The organism is Pelagibius sp. (assembly GCF_965249265.1).
Taxonomy (GTDB): Bacteria; Pseudomonadota; Alphaproteobacteria; order Kiloniellales; family Kiloniellaceae; genus Pelagibius.
The window spans coordinates 1,955,353-1,973,796 of the sequence record NZ_OZ252224.1 but is presented as its reverse complement, the minus strand read 5'-3'; the positions used below and the strand labels follow the sequence as shown (position 1 = coordinate 1,973,796).

Annotated in this window: 20 protein-coding genes; 1 reads left to right on the top strand and 19 read right to left on the bottom strand. The window is 61.9% G+C overall.

All coding sequences use genetic code 11. The features are described from left to right. Positions 1-12: 12 nt before the first annotated feature. The 14 genes from ACP146_RS09365 to ACP146_RS09300 all read right to left on the bottom strand — a co-directional run bounded on the left by ACP146_RS09365 (position 13) and on the right by ACP146_RS09300 (position 11,996). Positions 13-2,112: a sodium-translocating pyrophosphatase gene (locus tag ACP146_RS09365; RefSeq protein WP_422366491.1), complete on the bottom strand. Its 2,100-nt coding sequence runs from the start codon at positions 2,110-2,112 to the stop codon at positions 13-15. 187 nt (positions 2,113-2,299) lie between these two features. After that, positions 2,300-3,487, bottom strand: coding sequence for an MFS transporter (locus ACP146_RS09360; RefSeq protein WP_422366490.1), 1,188 nt, complete (start codon positions 3,485-3,487; stop codon positions 2,300-2,302). 122 nt (positions 3,488-3,609) lie between these two features. Beyond that, a complete protein-coding gene (locus ACP146_RS09355; RefSeq protein ID WP_425032483.1) occupies positions 3,610-4,080 on the bottom strand; it encodes a flagellar basal body-associated FliL family protein in 471 nt (156 codons plus the stop codon). Between the two features lie 81 nt (positions 4,081-4,161). After that, on the bottom strand, positions 4,162-5,151 hold the full coding sequence (gene thiL, locus ACP146_RS09350) for a thiamine-phosphate kinase (protein WP_422366488.1): 990 nt from the start codon (positions 5,149-5,151) through the stop codon (positions 4,162-4,164). Between the two features lie 20 nt (positions 5,152-5,171). Continuing rightward, on the bottom strand, positions 5,172-5,693 hold the full coding sequence (nusB, locus tag ACP146_RS09345; RefSeq protein ID WP_422366487.1) for a transcription antitermination factor NusB: 522 nt from the start codon (positions 5,691-5,693) through the stop codon (positions 5,172-5,174). Positions 5,694-5,723: 30 nt separating this feature from the next. Beyond that, positions 5,724-6,200: a 6,7-dimethyl-8-ribityllumazine synthase gene (ribH, locus tag ACP146_RS09340; RefSeq protein ID WP_422366486.1), complete on the bottom strand. Its 477-nt coding sequence runs from the start codon at positions 6,198-6,200 to the stop codon at positions 5,724-5,726. After that, positions 6,197-7,345, bottom strand: coding sequence for a 3,4-dihydroxy-2-butanone-4-phosphate synthase (gene ribB / locus ACP146_RS09335; RefSeq protein ID WP_422366485.1), 1,149 nt, complete (start codon positions 7,343-7,345; stop codon positions 6,197-6,199). The genes ribH and ribB overlap by 4 nt, the downstream gene beginning before the upstream one ends. Further along, positions 7,346-7,936: a riboflavin synthase gene (locus tag ACP146_RS09330; protein ID WP_422366484.1), complete on the bottom strand. Its 591-nt coding sequence runs from the start codon at positions 7,934-7,936 to the stop codon at positions 7,346-7,348. Positions 7,937-7,978: 42 nt separating this feature from the next. Beyond that, positions 7,979-9,094 carry a bifunctional diaminohydroxyphosphoribosylaminopyrimidine deaminase/5-amino-6-(5-phosphoribosylamino)uracil reductase RibD gene (gene ribD / locus ACP146_RS09325; RefSeq protein WP_422366483.1) on the bottom strand — a complete coding sequence of 372 codons (1,116 nt, stop codon included), beginning with the start codon at positions 9,092-9,094 and terminating at the stop codon, positions 7,979-7,981. Then, a complete protein-coding gene (gene nrdR, locus ACP146_RS09320; RefSeq protein WP_422366482.1) occupies positions 9,078-9,536 on the bottom strand; it encodes a transcriptional regulator NrdR in 459 nt (152 codons plus the stop codon). Before nrdR ends, ribD begins: the two co-directional genes overlap by 17 nt. 75 nt (positions 9,537-9,611) lie before the next feature. Beyond that, positions 9,612-10,928, bottom strand: a complete 1,317-nt coding sequence (glyA, locus tag ACP146_RS09315; protein WP_422366481.1) for a serine hydroxymethyltransferase — start codon at positions 10,926-10,928, stop codon at positions 9,612-9,614. Positions 10,929-10,959: 31 nt separating this feature from the next. Then, positions 10,960-11,397, bottom strand: coding sequence for a ribose 5-phosphate isomerase B (gene rpiB / locus ACP146_RS09310; protein WP_422366480.1), 438 nt, complete (start codon positions 11,395-11,397; stop codon positions 10,960-10,962). Positions 11,398-11,581: 184 nt separating this feature from the next. Further along, positions 11,582-11,791, bottom strand: a complete 210-nt coding sequence (locus tag ACP146_RS09305) for a DUF6898 family protein (RefSeq protein ID WP_422366479.1) — start codon at positions 11,789-11,791, stop codon at positions 11,582-11,584. A gap of 46 nt (positions 11,792-11,837) precedes the next feature. Further along, positions 11,838-11,996, bottom strand: a complete 159-nt coding sequence (locus ACP146_RS09300) for a hypothetical protein (protein ID WP_422366478.1) — start codon at positions 11,994-11,996, stop codon at positions 11,838-11,840. 107 nt (positions 11,997-12,103) lie between these two features. Between ACP146_RS09300 and ACP146_RS09295 the strand changes: the two genes are divergently transcribed. After that, the gene (locus ACP146_RS09295) at positions 12,104-13,327 is read left to right on the top strand and encodes an acyl-CoA dehydrogenase (RefSeq protein WP_422366477.1); all 1,224 of its coding nucleotides are present in this window, start codon (positions 12,104-12,106) and stop codon (positions 13,325-13,327) included. A 94-nt stretch (positions 13,328-13,421) separates the two neighbouring features. Here the strand turns inward: ACP146_RS09295 and ACP146_RS09290 are convergent, their stop codons facing one another. The 5 genes from ACP146_RS09290 to ACP146_RS09270 all read right to left on the bottom strand — a co-directional run bounded on the left by ACP146_RS09290 (position 13,422) and on the right by ACP146_RS09270 (position 18,004). After that, positions 13,422-13,955, bottom strand: coding sequence for a MarR family winged helix-turn-helix transcriptional regulator (locus tag ACP146_RS09290; protein WP_422366476.1), 534 nt, complete (start codon positions 13,953-13,955; stop codon positions 13,422-13,424). A gap of 197 nt (positions 13,956-14,152) precedes the next feature. Continuing rightward, positions 14,153-15,049, bottom strand: a complete 897-nt coding sequence (gene mmsB, locus ACP146_RS09285; protein ID WP_422366475.1) for a 3-hydroxyisobutyrate dehydrogenase — start codon at positions 15,047-15,049, stop codon at positions 14,153-14,155. A 70-nt stretch (positions 15,050-15,119) separates the two neighbouring features. After that, positions 15,120-16,184, bottom strand: coding sequence for an enoyl-CoA hydratase/isomerase family protein (locus tag ACP146_RS09280; protein WP_422366474.1), 1,065 nt, complete (start codon positions 16,182-16,184; stop codon positions 15,120-15,122). 26 nt (positions 16,185-16,210) lie between these two features. Beyond that, entirely contained in the window at positions 16,211-17,350 is a 1,140-nt protein-coding gene (locus ACP146_RS09275; protein WP_422366473.1) for an acyl-CoA dehydrogenase family protein, read from the bottom strand. A 120-nt stretch (positions 17,351-17,470) separates the two neighbouring features. Next, complete coding sequence (locus ACP146_RS09270; RefSeq protein ID WP_422366472.1) at positions 17,471-18,004, bottom strand: PAS domain-containing protein; 534 nt, start codon at positions 18,002-18,004, stop codon at positions 17,471-17,473. Positions 18,005-18,444: the final 440 nt, after the last annotated feature.

Genomic DNA, 18,444 nt, shown 5'->3' with positions numbered 1-18,444 from the left:
TTGGCGCAGCAGCTAGTGCGCCAGGATCGCCAGCAGAAGCAAGGCCACGATGTTCGTGATCTTGATCATCGGATTGACCGCCGGCCCTGCGGTATCCTTGTAGGGATCGCCGACCGTGTCACCGGTCACAGCAGCCTTGTGGGCCTCTGAACCCTTGCCGCCGTGATTGCCGTCTTCAATGTACTTCTTGGCATTGTCCCAGGCACCGCCGCCGGCGGTCATCGAGATGGCGACGAAAATGCCGGTGACGATGACACCCAGCAGCATGGCGCCCACGGCACTGAGCGCCGCAGCCTGTCCGCCAATGAGCAGGATGACGAAGTAGAGCACCACCGGTGAAAGGACCGGCAGCATTGAGGGGATGATCATCTCCTTAATGGCTGCCTTCGTCAGAAGGTCCACGCAGGTGCCGTACTCGGGCTTGCCAGTGCCTTCCATGATCCCGGGGATCTGCTTGAACTGCCTGCGGACTTCGATCACCACCGAACCCGCCGCACGGCCAACCGCCGTCATGCCCATGGCCCCGAAGAGATAGGGCAGAAGACCGCCGATGATGAGGCCGACCACCACGTAGGGATTGGACAGCGAGAAGTCGACCGGCGCGCCCGGCTGAATGGAGCCTTCCGATACGAAGAGCGCCAGATCCGAGGTATAGGCCGCAAAGAGCACCAGGGCACCGAGGCCGGCCGACGCAATGGCGTAACCCTTGGTCACCGCCTTGGTGGTATTGCCGACCGCGTCCAGAGCGTCGGTGGTCTTGCGGACCTCATCCTCCAACTCCGCCATCTCGGCAATGCCGCCGGCGTTGTCGGTCACCGGGCCGTAAGCATCAAGCGCAACCACCATGCCCGCAAGGGCCAGCATCGTGGTCACCGCAATGGCGATGCCCAGCAGACCGGCCAGCAGATAGGTGGCAATGATGCCGGCGCAGATGATCAGCGCCGGCACCGCCGTCGCTTCCATCGAGATCGCCAAGCCCTGAATGACGTTGGTGCCGTGGCCGGTCACTGAGGATTCGGCGACGGAGCGGACGGGACGGTATTCCGTACCGGTGTAGTACTCCGTGATCCAGATGATGGCGCCGGTCACGACCAGACCGATGATGCCGCAGATGTAGAGGTCGAGACCATCGAAGGTAACGCCGCCCGCGTTCATCACCGTATCCATGCCGACCACGTGGTCGGTTACCGGCCACAGCAACACCGCCGAGAGAACCGCAGAGGCGACAAAGCCCTTGTAGAGCGCCCCCATGATGTTCTGGGAGGATCCGAGCTTCACGAAGAAAGTCCCGATGATCGAGGTGACGATGCAGGCCGCGCCGACGGTCAGCGGATACATCACCAATGAGGAGATGTTCGGGTCGTTGACGGCAAAGATGGTCGCCAGAACCATGGTCGCGACCACTGTCACGACGTAGGTTTCGAAAAGGTCGGCAGCCATGCCCGCGCAGTCGCCGACATTGTCGCCGACGTTATCGGCGATCACCGCCGGGTTGCGGGGATCGTCTTCCGGAATGCCGGCTTCGACCTTACCCACCAGATCGGCGCCGACGTCGGCGCCCTTGGTGAAGATGCCGCCGCCGAGACGTGCGAAAATCGAAATCAACGAAGCGCCGAAGCCGAGGGCCACCAGGGCAACCGAGATTTCACGCTCGCCCACCCCCATGACCAGCAGCACGGCGTAGTAGCCGGCAACGGCCAGAAGGGCCAAGCCTGCGACCAGCATGCCGGTGATGGCGCCGGAGCGGAAGGCCACGGAAAGACCTTCAGCCAAGCCGGTGCGCGAAGCCTCCGCCGTACGCACGTTGGCCCGGACAGAGACATGCATGCCGATATAACCGGCGGCACCGGAAAGCACGGCACCGATCAGAAAGCCGATACCCTCCCTAACGTCGAGAACGACGGACAGGAGAACAAAGATCACGACACCGACGATGGCGATCGTCCGGTACTGGCGGTTCAGATAGGCTTTCGCCCCCTCCTGTACCGCAGCGGCAATTTCCTGCATGCGGGCGTTTCCGGCGGAGGCTGAGAGCACCGACATGGTAGCCCAGCCACCGTAGACCAGGGCAAGCAGCCCGCAGCCGATGACCACGTACAACTCGTTCGACATAAGGAATCCCTCAAGATAGATAGGCCGGTCAGGCGACTGCGACCGAGCGCGAAGACTTAGCTGCCATGCTGCAGCACCCCAAAATCGCGCGGAAAATGCCAGAATCGCCCCGGGATAGCAACCGCTACTGCGCAGTTCTGCTGGGGCAAATCTTCGCTGGCCGAAGCCTGATGCCGTCCAAGCCGCCCTAGCCGGCGGCCTGCGCCCGCTGACGGGCGAGCCAGAACACCGCCGCAGCGGCAAAAACCACCGGCACGACAACCCCGAGATTGACGGCCTGCCAGCCGAAAGTGCTGAAAATAGCGCCTGAAGCCAAGGCGGTAACGGCCGTCGTGCCGAAAACCATGAACTCGTTGAAAGCCTGAACCCGGGCCTGTTCTTCCGGCCTGTAGGTTTCCGTGAGCAGGCTGGTCGCCCCGACATACATGAAGTTCCAGCCGACGCCCAGAAGCACCAGACCGCTCCAAAACTGCAGGAACTCGACGCCGGTCAGATTGACCACAACGCAGCTGAAAATCAAAAAAGCGCCGATGGTGATGACACGAAGCACCCCGATTCGCTCAATGATATGCCCGGTCACGAAAGAGGGCGCATACATGCCGACAACGTGCCATTGGATGACAAAGGCGGCGGTTTCGAAAGGATGGGCGCAGGCGATCATCGCCAGCGGCGTGGAGACCATGATCAGGTTCATGGAACCGTAGGCGATCATCGCCGAGAGAACAGCCACGATAAGTGCCGGCTGGCGGAGCACCTCCCTCAGCGGGCGCCCCGCCGCCTTCTGCTTCCGCGTCAAAGGCGGCGGCAGGTCTACAGCCTGGACCAATACGAGGCCGATGAAGGCAAGGGCGGCGATGGCGGCGTAGCCGCCGGCAAACAGAATAGGTGCGAAGAGTTCCCGGGTCCATTTTGCCAGTTCCGGCCCGAGGATCGCCGAAGCGACGCCGCCCACCATGACCAGAGAGATTGCCCGGCTTCTGTGCTCCGCTCCCGCCACCTCTGCCGCGGCGAAGCGATACAGCGCGATGTGGGTGGCAAATCCGCCCAGCAGAGCGGCGCCGAGGCAGAAGAGCGAAAAACTGGAGATGATGACGGCCTGACAGGCGACGATCCCGCCCGCAACGCCCAGCAGACCACCGAGGGTAAAACCAGCACGCCGGCCGAACCGGCCCATGAACAGAGACGCGGGAATTGTGAAGGCCGCCGTAGCCACGAACTGGATGGCCAAAGGGAACGTGGCCAAGGTCGGATCGGGAGCCAGGCCACTGCCCACCAGCGCGGTGATGGTTATCGACAGGGCAAGGCAACTCATGCCCAGGGCCTGACAGACCGCGAGCAGGATCACGTTGCGCATCATCGGTCGGCGCGCGGGCAACGAAGCTTCTTCCATGGCCCCAGTGTAGCGACGGCGCCCGGGGAGACTAGCCTTCTTTCAGCATAGCTGATCTCTGCGTCGGGATGCCGCACCGGCAGAGGGGCCGGGCTGCAAATAGGACCTCAGGCAGCGTTGGGTTGGCGCCGTTCCAGTTCCCGGATCAGAACCTCGGCCACGACCCCCTCCCCCAGCAGGCGGTCGCAGATTTCGAGAATGCGCTTTTGCACCAGCGGCGACTCGAACCCGGCCTTCCGCACCATCCGCAGAGAATAGAGAGAATGCATTTCCTTCAGAAAAGCATCGCGAAGACGGGCCATGTTTCGATCGGTGAGATCCTTATCCCAGGCGTCATAAAGCTGCAGTGTCAGTTGCATGGTGACGTGATGTGTCACCTCTCCTTCCTGAATCAGCGAGATGATCAGGGGATGGAGCTCCACGAAAACAGGCTCGGGCTTGTTGATCTGAGAGATCAATTCCTCGGTCTTTTGAGCGCCGGGGCCCATGAGAAACCACCAGGCGCCGCCACCGGCGCCTACCAGAAGCACGACCGCGACCACAATGAGAATGACGACCCGCAAGAGGCTCCGCTCCAAGGTAAAAGGACCAATCCCTCCGCCATTCATAAGGGGGGCGAGTAAAGATGCCGTTAAGCATTAACCAATTGAAAAGTATATCTAAAAATGAGTCCAGCCGGCTGACCCCAAGGATAGCGGACGCGATGCGGCATCAAGGACGGTCAGGCCGGCTTCGGCCTTCACCCGGCCAATGCGCGTGAGTCTCAGGGACAGTGTCTCGGACAGCCGGGCTATCTTCGCGCGGCGGTCCGGGGCGGCAGCGAAGAGCAACTCGTAGTCATCACCGCCGGAAACAAGAATCTCAGGTGCCGCTCCCAAGCGCGCCAGCCCTTCCTCAGCCGCCGCCGAAAGCGGCATCGCGTCCAGGCGCAGTTCCGCACCGACACCTGAAGCCTCCAGCAAATGACCAAGGTCCGCGGCCAGACCGTCGGAAACATCGAGGGCCGACTTCGCCAAGCCGTCCGCCAGGAGAGCCCGGCCCAAAGCGACCCGGGGCTCCGGACAGCGATAGCGCGCAACGAGCGCTTCGCGCGCCGCCGGTGACAGCCCGTCGATTCTCCCCTGGAGGACTTGCAGTCCCAGAAATGCATCGCCAAGCGTACCGGAAAGATAAAGATCATCGCCGGGCCGTAAGGATGCGCGATCCAGAACCTCGTTCCCTTGAACCCGACCAAAAGCCGTAAGGGAGAGGGTCATGGGCCCTGGCGTAGCCGTTGTGTCCCCGCCCAGCAGAGCGATGCTGAAGAGCCTTTGATCCCGCGCCAGTCCTTCGCAAAAAGCAGCCACCCAGGCTTCCTGCGTATCCGGCGGCCAGGAGGCCGACAGCAGGTAACCCAGCGGTTCCGCCCCCATGGCAGCCAGGTCCGAGAGGCTGACCCGCAGCAGTTTTTGGCCGACGCTGTCCGGCGGGTCATCGGCGAGAAAGTGACGGTCGGCGACCATGCAATCGACCGTGACCACCAAGCGTTCACCGGCTGCCATATCCAGCACGGCGGCGTCGTTCTTCAGCCCGAAGGCACCCTCAGAGCCAGTGGAAAGAGGCGCAAGATAGCGCTCAATCAGCGCGAATTCACCGGTGATGCGAGGCAAGGCGCCGCCACCGATCCGGTTCAGGAGATGTCCGGCAGCGCGCCGGCGTCGCCGAACTCTTCCATCCGCAGGATGTGCGCCAAGCGGTCGAGCAGGCCATTCACAAATGATGTCTCGCGGCCATCGAAGAAGGCATTGGCGAGATCGACATACTCTGAGACCACCACACGGGCCGGAACCTCCGCGCGCTCCGAGAGCTCAAACGTGGCTGCCCGCAGAAGGGCAAGCAGAAGAATTTCCAAGCGCTCGACGGTCCAATCGTCGTCCAGCACCGCCGCCAGCATGTCGTCCAAGGTATCCGCCTGCTCGGAAACGCCCTGGACAAGCTGGATCATGAGGTCGCGATTGACAGCGCCGTGCTTCAGGCCTTCCAGATCCTCATCGACGCGGTGTTTCAGAAATTCGGCGATAACCTGCGCGGCCGGTTCCTTGTTCACGGTCATCTGGTAGAGCGCCTGAACCGCAAGCAGGCGGGCGGCGCTGAGGCCCGAGGGTCGCCGATGACCGGCTTTCCCGCCGGAAGACTTGCTACTGCTTGTCACTTGGTTTCGATCCAGCACTCAGGGTTTCGATCAGCGCGGAAACAGATGAAAGCGCCGCTTTACGTCCAGCATTGCAAGACAGGCCGCAGCCGCGTCTCCGCCCTTGTTTTTCTGGTCCACCGCCGCGCGGACCTTGGCCTGTTCCATGTTCTCGCAGGTAAGGATGCCATACCCCAGGGCTAATGTATGGCGGCAGGCCAAGTCCTGCAGCATCCGGGCACTTTCACCACAGACGTAGTCGTAGTGCGAGGTCTCGCCGCGAATAACACAGCCGAGCGTGACATAGCCGTCAAAGCGCCGCCGGCCGGCAAAGAAATCCATCGATTTGACCGCCATCTGAACCACTGCCGGCACCTCAAAAGCGCCCGGGACATCGACACGTTCATGGGTCGCCCCCGCCGCGTCCAGCGCTGCGCTTGCACCGGCGTAGAGGGCATCTGCAATACCTTCGTAAAAGCGGCTCTCGACCACCAGAATGTGTGGCCGGTCATCGATAGGGTCGCTCATTCCCCTCCCCCATTTCCAAGCGCGCGCTGGGCAACGATGCGCAGTCCGTAGCCATCCAGGCCGACCACCGTACGCTTGGTATTGGAAAGCAGAACCATGTCGCGGACGCCCAGGTCCAACAGGATCTGCGCACCGACGCCGTAGTCGCGCAGCTCGCCGCCGGCCTTGGCCTTGCCTTCGAGCCTCGACTTCAATGATGCCGACAGGGCATCCGCCGAGGGCTCTCGGATCAGAACAACGACGCCCCTGCCCTCTTCGCCGATGATGCGCATGGCCTGTTGCAGGTCACCGGCCTTACCGCTGGCCTTGTCGCCCAGAATATCGTCAAGGACATTGATCGCGTGCATGCGCACGGGGACCGGATCCGGGCCGGAAAGCTTGCCTTTCCAGATCGCTACATGCTCAGCGTAATTGATGGTGTTGACGTAGACCGCGAGATTGAACTCGCCGCCGAAACGGCTCTCGAAGCGGCTTTCGAGGCGCCGCTCCACGAAGGAGTCGTGCTGGCGGCGATAAGAGATCAGGTCGGCGATGGTGGCGATCTTCAGACCGTGCCGCTGGGCAAAAGCGATCAGATCGTCACGGCGGGCCATGGTCCCATCGTCGTTCATGATCTCGCAGATGACGCCCGAGGGATTGAGACCGGCCAGCCGCGCAAGGTCGACGGCAGCCTCAGTGTGCCCCGCCCGAACCAGAACGCCACCGTCACGCGCCATCAGCGGAAAGATATGGCCCGGCGTTGCAATGTCGTCCGGCCCCTTGCTGGGGTCGATTGCCGTCGCCACCGTATGGGCCCGGTCGGGCGCTGAGATACCCGTCGTGATGCCTTCGCGCGCCTCGATAGAGGTGGTGAAGGCGGTCTGATTTCGGGCCTCGTTCTTCCTGGCCATCAGCGGCAGGCCCAGCTCCTCGATCCGCTGGTGGGTGATCGCCAGGCAGATCAGGCCGCGGCCGTAGCGGGCCATGAAATTGATCGCATCGGGGGTCGCCATCTGGGCGGGGATGATCAGGTCGCCCTCGTTCTCCCGGTCTTCGTCGTCGACCAGAATGAACATCCGGCCGTTACGCGCTTCCTCGATGATCTCGTCAATCGGCGAGATCATCTCGCCGAAAGTCAGGCGCCAGGGTTCTTCTGTCTGTTCCATCTAAAGCCTTCCGTCCAGCAGACGGTGAACGTAGCGCGCGAGCTGGTCGATTTCCAGGTTAACCCGGTCGCCGGGTTGCTTGCCGCCCAGCGTTGTCGCCGCGGCTGTGTGGGGGATCAGATTAACCCCAAAACGGCTCCCCTCAACCTCGTTCACGGTCAAGGAAACCCCATCCAGCGCCACCGAACCCTTTGGCGCGATGAACTTCGCCAGATCCGGCGGGACCTCAAAGACGATCCGCAGAGACCCCTGCTCCGGTTGCTGGGAGATCACGGAGGCGACGCCATCGACGTGGCCGGAGACCAGGTGGCCGCCCAGCTCGTCGCCGAGCCGAAGCGAACGCTCGAAATTCACCTTGGTGCCTGCCCGCCAGTCCCCCAGGGTGGTCTTGGAGAGGGTCTCGGCGGAAACGTCGGCCGCAAACCACCCGGCCCCCTTGTCCACCACCGTCAGGCAGGCGCCCGAACAGGCAATCGAAGCCCCCACCGCGATTGCCGTGGTGTCATAGCCGGTGTCGAAGATAAAGCGGGCGTCCGATCGCTGCTCAATCGCGCGAAGGGAGCCGAGGTCTGTGACAATACCGGTGAACATTGGATCGATCGTGGTTCGGGGTTCTGGCAGGCCGGTGCCGGCTCAATCCTGAGAGCCAAACAAATCCAAAGTGTCCCGGCCGAGCCGCAGACGTGATGACTGGCGGAACTGAGGCGCCTCGTCAAGCCTGTCGACGCCAAAACCGGCAAGGGCCGGGATTCCGTCGCCCCCGATAACCATAGGCGCCCGATACCAGGCGAGCCGGTCCACAAGGCCGGCGCTCAGGAGCGCCGCGGCCAGATGCCCGCCACCTTCCACCAGCAGGCGGTTGACTCCCCGGCCCGCGAGCCCGGCCAGAGCTTCCGGCAGGGCGCAGTGACCTGAGGCGTCCATCCCCACCCGAAGCACTTCGACACCGGCCCCGGCGTAGGCATCGAGCCGCTCAGGCGGGTTGCCTTCGTGGGTGATGAGAAGGGTCGGCACCTCGCCGGCACGCACCACCAGGTCGTGGGTCAACGGCAGGCGCAGGCGTCCGTCGATTACAACACGCAGAGGCGAGACCCGCCCCAAACCTGGCAAGCGCACGTCCAGGCGCGGGTTGTCGACAACAGCCGTACCACTGCCGACCAGAACCGCATCCGCCTGGGCGCGGAGCAGATGGGCATGGCGGCGGGACAGCGGCCCGGTGATCCATTGGCTCTGCCCGCTGTGGGTCGCGATGCGTCCGTCTTGAGAGGTGGCCAGCTTCAGGGTGACTTCCGGCCGGTCACGGGTGAGGCGGGAAAAGAACCCGGCGTTCAACGCCTCCGCCTGTTCCGCGCAAAGCCCCAGGTCAACCTGCAGCCCGGCATCGCGCAGCCGTGCGATACCGCGCCCCGCGACACGCGGGTCCGGGTCTTCCAGTGCCGCGACAACCCGGCTGACCCCGGCATCGATCAAGGCCTCAGCGCAGGGAGCGGTCTGGCCGTGGTGAGAGCAAGGCTCCAGCGTGACGTAGGCGGTGCTGCCAGCGGTGCGGCCCTGCGCCCGCCGCAGGGCTTCGGTCTCTGCATGCGGCCGCCCGCCCGGCTGGGTCCAGCCGCGCCCGACGATCCTGTTTTCCCTGACCAGAACGCAGCCGACGGCTGGATTGGGGGCGACCCGCCCCTGCCCCCGGGCCGCCAGAGCCAGCGCGGCCAGCATGAAGCCGCGATCGTGGGGGTCAGTCGTCGCCGTCACCGAGCTTGCCAACGAATTCTTCGAAATCGCGCGCTTCACGGAAGTTGCGGTAGACCGATGCGAAGCGCACGTAGGCCACCTGGTCCAGGTTGGCGAGCGCATCCATCACCAGCTCACCAATCAGCTTTGTCGGAATATCCGACTCCCCCGAGGATTCAAGGCGACGGACCATGCCGTTGACGACGCGTTCGAGCCGCTCGGGATCCACTTTGCGCTTCTGCAAGGCCAAAGACATGGACCGCATCAACTTGTCCCGATCGAAGGGCTCGCGCTTGCCGGTCGACTTGACGACCGTCAGTTCACGCAACTGCACCCTTTCGAAGGTGGTGAAACGCGCGCCGCAATTCGAGCATTGCCGCCGCCGCCGAATGGCCGAGTTGTCTTCGGTCGGTCGTGAATCCTTAACCTGCGTGTCCTCGTTACCGCAAAACGGACAGCGCATACTTCCCCCTCTTCTTGGCGGCGCTCACCAGACACTGATGGCGCCGCGTCTTGCTATTCTTGGCCGGCCCGGCGCTCAAATCACCATGTCCGGGTAAATCGGAAAGCGCGCACAGAGCGCCCGCACATCTTCGCGAACGGCCTGCTCGGTCGCACCGTTGTCGTCCGGATCGGCTGCCAGACCGTCCAGCACCCGGCCGATAAAGACACCGACCTGACGAAATTCCTCGACGCCAAAGCCGCGCGTCGTCGCAGCCGGTGTGCCGAGACGGACACCGGAAGTGACGGTCGGCTTCTCCGGATCGAAGGGAATACCGTTCTTGTTGCAGGTGATGCCGGCGCGGTCGAGGCTTTCCTCGGCGACAACCCCGGTGAGGCTCTTGGGCCGTAGATCGACCAGCATAAGATGCGTATCCGTGCCGCCGGTGACGATATCGAAACCCTCGGCCACCATCGCTTCGGAGAGCGCCTTGGCATTGTCGACGACCTGCTGAGCGTAGGCTTTGAACTCAGGCTTCAATGCCTCGCCGAAAGCCGCCGCCTTCGATGCGATGGCGTGCATCAGGGGGCCACCCTGCAGACCAGGGAAGGCCGCCGAGTTGATCTTCTTTCCCAGGTCCAGGTCGTTGCTCAGGATCATACCGCCGCGCCCTGCCCGCAGGGTCTTGTGCGTGGTCGTCGTCACGATATGGGCATGCGGCAGCGGGCTGGGATGGACGCCGCCGGCCACAAGCCCTGCAAAGTGGGCCATGTCGACCATGAAGTAGGCCCCGACCTTGTCGGCGATCTCGCGAAAACGGGCGAAATCAATAAAGCGCGGATAGGCGGAGCCGCCGGCGATGATCAGTTTGGGTTTATGTTCCAAGGCCAGGCTTTCGACCTCATCGAAATCGATCAGGCCGTCCTCCCGGCGCACGCCATATTGGACGGCATTGAACCACTTCCCGGAAAGATTTGGTTTGGCGCCATGGGTCAGGTGACCGCCGGCCGAAAGCGCCATGCCCAGGATGGTATCGCCCGGCTTCAGCAGCGCCAGGGCGACGCACTGGTTGGCCTGCGCGCCGGAATGGGGCTGCACATTCGCGAATTCACAGCCGAAGAGCTGCTTGGCACGCTTTACGGCCAGTTCCTCAGCGACGTCGACGAATTCACAGCCACCGTAGTAGCGCCGGCCGGGATAGCCCTCGGCGTACTTGTTGGTCAGCACAGAGCCCTGCGCCTCCAGCACGGCCAGGGAGACCACGTTCTCGGAGGCGATCAGCTCGATCTGGTCCTGCTGGCGGCGCAGTTCGCCGCGGATCGCCTCGGCGAGTTCGGGGTCGGTCTCGCTCAGGTGGGCGGAGAAAAAGGTGTCCTGCTGCGGCAGGCTTTCAGCAGCATTGGCAGCGGTCATAGTCGCTTGCAACTCCTCAGCGGTTGATCAATCAACCCAGTTTGGCCACACGCCGGGCATGGCGCTCACCGGCGTACTCGGTATTCAGGAAGGTACGGACACAGTCCTTGGCCACAACCTCACCAATGAGGCGAGCGCCCAAGGCCAACACATTGGCATCATTGTGTTCTCTACAGAGGCGCGCAGAGGTCTCATCGTGGCAGAGAGCCGCCCGCACGCCGGCATGCCGGTTGGCGGCAATGGAGATTCCGATACCGGTACCGCAAACGACGACGCCGCGCTCGGCCTTGCCCGAGGTAACGGCTTCGGCCACCGCCCGGCCGAAATCCGGATAATCAACAGACGTCGTGGCATCATTGGTGCCGAGGTCCTGGACGTCGTAACCCGACGCCTTCAGGTCTTCAACCAACTTGGATTTGAGGTCAAAGCCAGCGTGATCGGCCGCGATCGCGATCGACTTCTTCGCCATGATTGATAATGCCCACCTGTCGTCGGAAACCGGCGGACCCTACCATATGTCGCAGTCTGATGAAAAGCCGCCACAAGGTGTCGCGGCGCCGGATTTGGGAGATTGAGGGTCGTTGATGAGCCAGTTGCCGGTAACCGGCCGCAGGAACGGGAAGGCGTTCAGGAAGGCCCGCCTGCCCGGTGGATCAGACGACGAGGCCGCCAGGCTGCCCGGCAGCACGCCGGCGCAGGACATATTCCAGCTTCTGGGCCGCCAAACGTTCGAGTTGCACCTGGCCGGCGGAGGGAGGGCCGACAATCGAAACTTCCGCCGAGGTCAGTGTGTCGACGGCGGAAACCTTCACATAGCCGCCGACCCTCTGAAACTCAAAGATGATTTCTCGAGACTGAGACATAAATCCATTTTCAATCAACTATGGCAAACAAACCCTTAACAGCGCTTCATTTCAGATCGATGAAGTGATTGTGACGGGTCTGGTCAGCCCGGCCCCGAACCGCGGAAACCGGGCTGTCCCAACCCGGCGGAGACCCGAAAGCTTCGGAAAGGAAGTCGACAAAGGCCCGAACCTTGGGCGCCAGATAGCCGGACTGCGGCGACACCGTGAAAACTCGGCCGGGCGCGCGCCTGGCCGGTGGCTTTTGATGCGACGGCATTTGCGCTATATCAGACAACAAGAGAAGAAAGCCCAATCCAAAGGATCCGACGAATGTCTCAGGCAATTGCCGCTGCAGGCGGCCCCGCTGCCGCCCCTTCAGAGAAAGCCAAGTTCACCTGGGAAGACCCGCTGCTGCTTGACGAACAGTTGAGCGAGGAAGAGCGGATGGTACGCGATGCCGCGCGGGCTTACTGCCAGGAAAAGCTGATGCCCCGCATCCTGGAGGCCAACCGGAACGAGGTCTTTCATCGGGAGATCATGACCGAATTCGGAGCCCTCGGATTCCTCGGCTCCACCATTCCGGAAACCTACGGCTGCGCCGGCGCCAACCACGTCAGCTACGGACTGATCGCGCGCGAGGTAGAGCGCGTCGACTCCGGCTATCGCTCGGCAATGTCTGTTCAGTCCAGCCTGGTGATGCATCCGATCTACACCTACGGATCGGAAGAGCAGCGGCAGCGCTTCCTGCCCGGCCTCGCCAGCGGCGCCTTGGTCGGCTGTTTCGGCCTTACCGAACCGGACCACGGGTCCGACCCCGGCGGCATGAAAACGCGGGCGACCAAGACCGGGGACGGCTACCGCCTGAAAGGCGCGAAGATGTGGATCACCAACGCGCCGATCGCCGATGTCTTCATCGTCTGGGCCAAAGACGATAGCGACACGATCCGCGGCTTCATCCTCGAAAAAGGCATGGCGGGCCTGAGCGCACCGAAGATCGAAGGAAAGTTTTCGCTGCGCGCGTCGATCACCGGCGAGATCGTGATGGACGATGTGCTGGTCCCGGAAGCAAATCTGCTACCCAACGTAAGCGGACTTAAAGGGCCCTTCGGCTGCCTCAACAAAGCGCGTTACGGTATCTCCTGGGGCGCTCTCGGCGCCGCAGAGTTCTGCTGGCATGCCGCGCGCTCATACACGCTGGAGCGCAAGCAGTTCGGCAGGCCGCTCGCGGCAACCCAGTTGATCCAGAAGAAGCTCGCCGATATGCAGACAGAGATAACCATCGGCCTCCAGTCCGTCCTGCAACTCGGTCGCCTTCTTGACAGCGGCAAGGGCGCGCCCGAGGCGATCTCGCTATGCAAGCGCAATTCCTGCGGAAAGGCTCTGGATATCGCCCGCCAGGCTCGGGACATGCATGGTGGAAACGGTGTTGCCGACGAATACCATGTGATCCGGCATGCGATGAACCTTGAAGCCGTGAACACCTATGAAGGCACCCACGACGTCCATGCCTTGATCCTTGGCCGGGCGCAGACCGGCATCCAGGCTTTCTTTTAGGAAGTCGGGTATCTGAAAAGCAGCAGCCCCGGCCGAAGCGGCCGGGGCTTTGTGATACTGCGACGGGTCTTGGCCTCGGTGGAGGCGCAGCTGTTTACGCTGCGCTCAAATCCCGGGCGAGGCTTGCGGGGGTGGACCAGAACTGCTGCACGCGGCGCAGCGCGTGGTTCGCAGCGTCCAGGCCGTCTTCCGTCAGCTGGCTTTCCGCCAGATGGCTTGCGTGCTGATCGAACAGCGCCGACAGCCCGCGGTAAACGGCAAGGCCTTTTTCCGAAGGACGCACATGGAAAGAACGACGGTCGTGCGGTGAGCGCTCCTGAATCAGGTAACCGTTCTCGACCATCTTCTTCACATTGTAAGAGACGTTCGAGCCCAGGTAATACCCGCGCTGGGTCAGCTCACCGATCGACAATTCCTCTTCGCCGACATTGAACAGGATCAACGCTTGAACGTTGTTCAAGTCGCGGATGCCCTGACGGTCCAGGTCGGCCTTGATCACTTCAAGACACTGACGGTGCAGCCGTTCGACCAAGCCGATCAGATCGAGATATTTAGACTTCACGGTACCCTCGCATGACTCTTTCAACAGAACCCAAATCGCAATGGTAAAGAGGTTAGCCGGAAGCACGTTAAACTTTACTTAACAGATAAGGGATTTATCCAATTGATTTTATTGGTTTTTGCGTGGATTTCTGAAAATTGTCACAGACTTATACAACCGGATATTGACCCGGCTAAGCGCCAAATGGCTCATCGAATCCCAGCTGACGCGTCGGCTGAACCCAGGCCAGTCGGTCTTGCGCGCTGTCGCTCGTTGCGTTGACGCTAGTCCGCCGCGCTGCCCCCGATCATCTTGATGATAGCGGAGTAATCCAGATTGCCGTTTCCGGCGTTCACAAAGAGCGTGTAGAGAGCGGCCGCCTCTGCACCAAGCGGCGTCGCCGCCCCGGCGTGGCTGGCAGCCGCCTGAGAAAGCTTTAGGTCTTTATGCATCATGGCCGCGGCAAATCCCGGTTGATAATTCCGGTTGGCAGCTGAGGTTTCAACGATACCCGGTACGGGGTTGTGGTTCAGCATGGCCCAGCAGGAACCGGAAGCGGCCGAGCTGATGTCGAAGAACACCTTGGGATCGAGGCCGAGCTTCTGACCGAGCGCGAAGGCTTCGGAGATCGCAATCATCGAAATGCCGAGAATCATGTTGTTGCAGATCTTTGCCGCCTGGCCGTTTCCGGCACCGCCGGCGTGGACGATGTTGCGCCCCATGATCTCGAGAAGCGGTTTTGCCCGCGCGAAAGCCTCTTTGGGTCCGCCGACCATGAAGGTGAGCGTTCCGCCCTCTGCGCCGGCAACACCGCCTGAGACCGGGGCATCGATCATTGCATGTCCCTTATCGACAGCTTCGGCATGGACCTCCCGCGAGGTCGCCACATCAATCGTCGAGCAATCGAGAAACAGGGTACCCGGCGCCGCTTTCGCAAGAAGCCCTTCATCACCCAGGTAGACCGAGCGCACGTGCTCGCCGGCGGGCAGCATGGTCACAACGGTCTCCACGCCACCAAGCATGTCAGTCGGAGCCGCAACAACGGCGATACCGTCACTCCGCGCCGCTTCCTGTGCGGCGGCGACCACGTCGAAACCGGTAATGTCGTGACCGTCCTTCAGGAGATTCCTGGCCATGGGCAAGCCCATGTTCCCCAGCCCGATGAATCCAATCTGCGCCATGCTGTTCTCCTGCTCGACTACTTGTTGCTTGTCGGAAAAATCGGGTCTGCTTCCCGGCGGCAAGGCCGCGCTATGCGAAAGTCAGATCCTGATCTCCCAGAGGACTGAAATGCGCCTCGATCATGTCTGGCGTAACGGCACTTAGATCGCCCGGCTGCCATTTGGGCTGATGATCCTTGTCGACCAGCACCGCGCGGATCCCCTCGTAAAAGTCCGCCCCGGCCATGAATGCCTGGCTCAGGCGGTACTCTTCGACCATGGCACTGTCGAAATCCAGCGCCGCGCCCTTTTCGATCTGAGCAAACGTGACCTTCAGGCTCGTCGGCGACTGCTTGCGAATGATGCGGGCAATCTTGGCCGGCCAATCGCCGGGCTCCGCATCCAGTGCGGCCAGGATCGCCTCGACCGAGGGGGCGGCGAAGCAACGGTCGATAACCTCACGGAATTCCGCCAATGCCGAAGGACCCGGCGCCTCCTTGGCTTCGTCAATCACCTGATCGACCAGGGCCTCGGCATCGCCTGCGGCCCAGTCAGCCGTCCCAAAGGCATCGGTAAGCCCGGGGATGCCTTCGCTGGAGACGAAGTCCGTCGCCAGCCCACAGTAAACCGCATCTGCGGCATCCAGACGCCAGCCGGTCAGGGCAAGAAACAGTCCGATCCGGCCGGGCAGACGCGGAAGAAAATAGGTGCCGCCCACGTCGGGAAACAAACCAATCCCCGTTTCAGGCATCGCCAGCATTGTTTTTTCGGTCGCCACGCGGTGACTGCCGTGTACGGAGAGGCCGACGCCGCCGCCCATGGTGATGCCATCGATCAGGGCAACGTAGGGCTTCGGAAAGACGTGGATCATCCGATTCAGCCGGTACTCGTCGCGGAAAAACTCCTTTGTCAGGCTGCCGCCGTTCCTGCCGGCCTCATAGACCGCGCGAACATCCCCGCCGGCGCAAAAAGCCCGGTCCCCGGCGCCGGTGATCACCACGGCTTTGACGTTCTTGTCATCCCGCCAGGCTTCAAGCTGGGGGATCATGGCCCGGATCATGCCGAGCGTCAGAGCGTTAAGCGCCTTTGGCCGGTTCAGGGTGATGAAGCCTGTACCGCCCTTCTCCTCAAATTCAATCTCATCTGTCTCAGCCATACGGCCTGCCGTCTCCCAAACTGGTTCTAATCCTGCAGAAGTTTGCGGGCGATAATGACCCGCATGATTTCGTTCGTACCTTCGAGAATCTGGTGCACGCGGACATCCCGCAAAAACCGCTCAACCGGGTATTCGCGAATGTAGCCATAGCCGCCGTGCAGTTGCAGTGCCTCATTGCAAATGTGAAAGGCGGCATCCGTGGCATAACGCTTTGCCATGGCGCAGTGGAGGGTCCTGTCCGGCGCCTTGGCATCCAACATGCTGGCGCCGCGCCAGACCATAAGGCGCGCGGCCTCCAGTTCCGTCGCCATGTCTGCAAACTTGAACTGCAGGGCCTGGAACTTGCTGAGAGGCTCGCCAAACTGCCGGCGCACAGTCATATGCTCGCGCGCCGCCTCCAGGCTCGCCCGAGCGCCGCCGAGAGAACAGGCTGCAATGTTCACGCGACCACCATCCAGGCCCATCATGGCAAACTTGAAGCCCTCGCCCTCCTGACCCAACAGGTTGGCTAGCGGCACCCGCGCATCCTCGAAAATCACGGCCGCCGTCGGCTGACTGTTCCAGCCGAGCTTCTTCTCTTTCTTCCCAAATGACAGCCCCTTGGTCTCTTTCGGAACCACCAAGGCCGAGATCCCCGAAGCGCCCGCCCCCCCGGTGCGGCACATCACCAAGTAGACATCACTGGCGCCGCCGCCGGAGATGAAGGCCTTCGATCCATTGAGAACGTAGTGATCGCCGTCTCTCACCGCAGTGGTCTTCAGGGAAGCCGCATCCGAGCCGGAACCGGGTTCGGTCAGGCAATAGCTGCCGAAATGCTCCATGGTCAGAAGTCTGGGCAGAAATTCATCGCGCAGGGCGTCGGCCGCAAAGCTGTCGATCATCCAGGCGACCATGTTATGGATCGAAATGTAGGCTGCCGTGGAAACACAGGCGGCCGCCAACTCCTCGAAAATGAGGGCCGCATCGAAGCGCGTCAGACCCGATCCGCCCGACTCTCCGCGGACGTATATGCCCGCCAAACCCAGCGCGGCAGACTTGCGCAGCGTGTCGACAGGGAATTCGCAATTCTCGTCCCAGTCGGCGGCGAAGGGTGCCATTTCCTGGGTCGCAAACTGCCGCGCCATATCCTGAAAGGCGCGATGTTCGTCATTCAGCTCAAAAGACATCGAGAACCGCAAACCGGTGTTTGAAGGGCGGGAGCACTACCGCGGCGATGATAGAGAGGGTCTTCGGCCTGTCAATCCATGCAACGACCCGCTGGGGAGTCAGATCAAACCCGGGCTTCCCTAGGACGAATAATCCAGGCCCGCCAAAACCATGTTGAGATCGCCATCCCCCTCCCCCAAGGGCAGAAGGAGCGCCTGCAGCGACTTTTCCGCATCCGCAGCGACAGCATAGTAGCGGAGGTGAGCGAAAATCGGTTCCTTCAGGTCGGAGACCATTTTGCCGAGATCCATGGCCATGGTTTGAACAGGTTTCTCGCGCTTGTCGCAGTCAGCCATCAGCCCCAGCGCCGTTTTTCCCTGAATGTTGTGGCCCGCATGATGGACGATGTGGCCGCCAACAAGGCGATAGCGAAAGTCCAGGGGGTCCTCAAGCACTTCGACCAAGAGCAGGTGTTCCAGCAGCGCAGGAATGTCGACCGGATCAATATCGGCCCTTGCCGGAAACCGGTTCCCGCCGCGCCGGGCCTCCCAATATCTGTGAAGCTCCGACAGGACCTCCGGGCAGGACGTCAACCGTACGCCATTAGCGTCAGTGAAAGCACCATCATACAACCGAAAGATATTAAGCTGCGTCTCATTGCTATCTTCAGGCATAGTAATCCCATCAGGAGTACCCCTACCTGAGGCAAATTTCTCTTATTAGTTGACGAATACCTTCGGCGAAAATCGGGATAGTTGTCGGTCATTTTGGCCGCCCGGTCAACACGGCAATCCACCCCTGGATTGAAATAGTCCACCGACAACACACCGCACAAGGTTCTTGACAAATCCGGTCCGGAAGCGCTTCCTCATGAGCGAAGCGCCGATTTGATCTCAGCTTGCGGGCGCTAAAGAAATGCGGCTAAACGAGTGGTGAAAACCGCCCGGGCAAGCCGTGGCGGCTTTTTTTGTGCCGCATCTCCAAGCGGGATCGGACTGACCTCCCCAAGAGGTCCGCGGCGATTTGAGGGGTAGCTTGCTCCGCGTCATCAAAAGCTAAAAAATCCACTCCTGGGTGGGCCCCTCGGGGAAATGACGACACGACGATTTTGAAC

Bases quoted from the DNA above. Each gene is read 5' to 3' on its own strand.
- ACP146_RS09275 (WP_422366473.1), bottom strand. From the start codon at position 17,350: ATGTCTTTTGAGCTGAATGACGAACATCGCGCCTTTCAGGATATGGCG.
- ribH (WP_422366486.1), bottom strand. From the start codon at position 6,200: ATGAGCGACCCTATCGATGACCGGCCACACATTCTGGTGGTCGAGAGC.
- ribB (WP_422366485.1), bottom strand. From the start codon at position 7,345: ATGGAACAGACAGAAGAACCCTGGCGCCTGACTTTCGGCGAGATGATC.
- rpiB (WP_422366480.1), bottom strand. From the start codon at position 11,397: ATGGCGAAGAAGTCGATCGCGATCGCGGCCGATCACGCTGGCTTTGAC.
- ACP146_RS09305 (WP_422366479.1), bottom strand. From the start codon at position 11,791: ATGTCTCAGTCTCGAGAAATCATCTTTGAGTTTCAGAGGGTCGGCGGC.
- glyA (WP_422366481.1), bottom strand. From the start codon at position 10,928: ATGACCGCTGCCAATGCTGCTGAAAGCCTGCCGCAGCAGGACACCTTT.
- ACP146_RS09270 (WP_422366472.1), bottom strand. From the start codon at position 18,004: ATGCCTGAAGATAGCAATGAGACGCAGCTTAATATCTTTCGGTTGTAT.
- ACP146_RS09295 (WP_422366477.1), top strand. From the start codon at position 12,104: ATGTCTCAGGCAATTGCCGCTGCAGGCGGCCCCGCTGCCGCCCCTTCA.
- mmsB (WP_422366475.1), bottom strand. From the start codon at position 15,049: ATGGCGCAGATTGGATTCATCGGGCTGGGGAACATGGGCTTGCCCATG.
- ACP146_RS09365 (WP_422366491.1), bottom strand. From the start codon at position 2,112: ATGTCGAACGAGTTGTACGTGGTCATCGGCTGCGGGCTGCTTGCCCTG.
- ACP146_RS09280 (WP_422366474.1), bottom strand. From the start codon at position 16,184: ATGGCTGAGACAGATGAGATTGAATTTGAGGAGAAGGGCGGTACAGGC.
- ACP146_RS09330 (WP_422366484.1), bottom strand. From the start codon at position 7,936: ATGTTCACCGGTATTGTCACAGACCTCGGCTCCCTTCGCGCGATTGAG.
- nrdR (WP_422366482.1), bottom strand. From the start codon at position 9,536: ATGCGCTGTCCGTTTTGCGGTAACGAGGACACGCAGGTTAAGGATTCA.